Source organism: Alcanivorax sp. HI0083, assembly GCF_001635175.1.
In genome coordinates, this window is sequence record NZ_LWFX01000522.1 from 1 (window position 1) to 1493 (window position 1493).

General features: G+C 53.2%; 1 protein-coding gene. It reads left to right on the forward strand.

The genetic code is table 11. The features are described from left to right. Positions 1–195 precede the first annotated feature (195 nt). Complete coding sequence (locus tag A3754_RS05400; protein ID WP_063519023.1) at positions 196–1401, forward strand: IS256 family transposase; 1206 nt, start codon at positions 196–198, stop codon at positions 1399–1401. The last annotated feature ends 92 nt before the right edge of the window (positions 1402–1493 follow it).

A 1493-nucleotide genomic window follows, 5' to 3' on the forward strand; every position in this document is an offset into this window, starting at 1 on the left:
TTTCTGGATCAGGGGGTGATTTACCACACGGCTGAGCTGAGGGAGCGACTGGAAGTGTCGGCGCGGGACAATCTCAGTCAGGCTTTGGGGAAGCTTTCAGAGGGCTGATTGTCTTACGCTTTGGGAAATGGGAGATCTCGGTAGTGTTCAGAATTCTGTGTCACTTCTTTAATCTACACACCAAAGAGGTGATACATGACCAAACCCACATTCGACATTGATGCTGCTCTCAAGGCCCTACAGGAAGGCAAAGACCTGACCGGCAAAGACGGCATTCTCACGCCGCTGATCAAGCAGCTCACAGAAGCCGCGATGCAAGCCGAGCTGGACAATCATCTTACAGAAGAGACCGCGCCGAACCGCAAGAATGGCACGACCAGTAAGACCATGAAAGGCCCCGCCGGCAGCTTTGAACTTAAAACGCCCCGAGACCGCAGCGGTACCTTCGAACCCCAGCTTATCAAGAAACACCAGACGCATCTGACCGATGAGTTGGAGCGCAAGATCATTGCCCTGTTTGCCCTCGGCAACAGCTACCAGGACATCCGCGCCCACATTGTCGAGATGTATGATATCGAGCTGTCCAACGGCACCATCAATGCCATCACCGACAAACTCCTGCCAGAGCTACAGGCGTGGCGAGAACGTGATCTTGAAGCCATCTATCCGATTGTCTGGCTTGACGCCATTCACTACAAAATTAGAGAAAACGGCCGTTACGTCAGCAAGGCTATCTACACCATTCTTGCCCTGAACATCGAGGGCAAGAAGGAGCTGCTTGGTCTTTATCTCTCTGATCAGGAAGGTGCCCACCACTGGTTAACCGTGCTGACAGACCTCTACAACCGTGGCGTCAAGGATATCCTGATCGCCTGCGTGGATGGCTTGAAAGGCTTCCCTGAAGCCATCGAGAGCATTTACCCGAAAACGGAAATCCAGCATTGCGTGATTCACCAGATCCGTAACTCACTGAAGTATGTTGCCTCGAAAAACCAGAAAGCCTTCATGGCCGACCTGAAGCCCGTCTACAAGGCTGCAACGCTGAACGCCGCAGAAATCGCACTCGATGAACTGGAAGCCAAGTGGGGCGAGAAATACCCGATGGTAATCAAGTCCTGGCGGGAAAAGTGGCCAACCCTGTCAGCCTACTTCAAATACCCTGATTACGTCCGTACTGCGATTTACACCACCAATGCCGTGGAGGCCGTACATCGCCAGTTCCGCAAGCTGACAAAGACCAAGGGTGGCTTCGCCAGTGAGAACGCCTTACTGAAGCTGCTCTATGCCGGTATACTCAAGGCATCCGAGCGCTGGACCCACCCGGTGCAGAACTGGAATCTGACGCTGTCACAGATGGCCATCCACTTCCCCGAGCGCCTGGACAAATACATCAGCCTGTGAGGCTGCTGGCTGTGACACAGAGTTTTGAACACCCTCGAGATCTCGCATCTTGAATCCGCCTCTTTGTTTATCTTTAAGAGCTAGCAGCGGCA

What these genes read in the sequence shown, in the direction of transcription:
- A3754_RS05400 (WP_063519023.1), top strand. Translation starts at nt 196, where the DNA reads ATGACCAAACCCACATTCGACATTGATGCTGCTCTCAAGGCCCTACAG.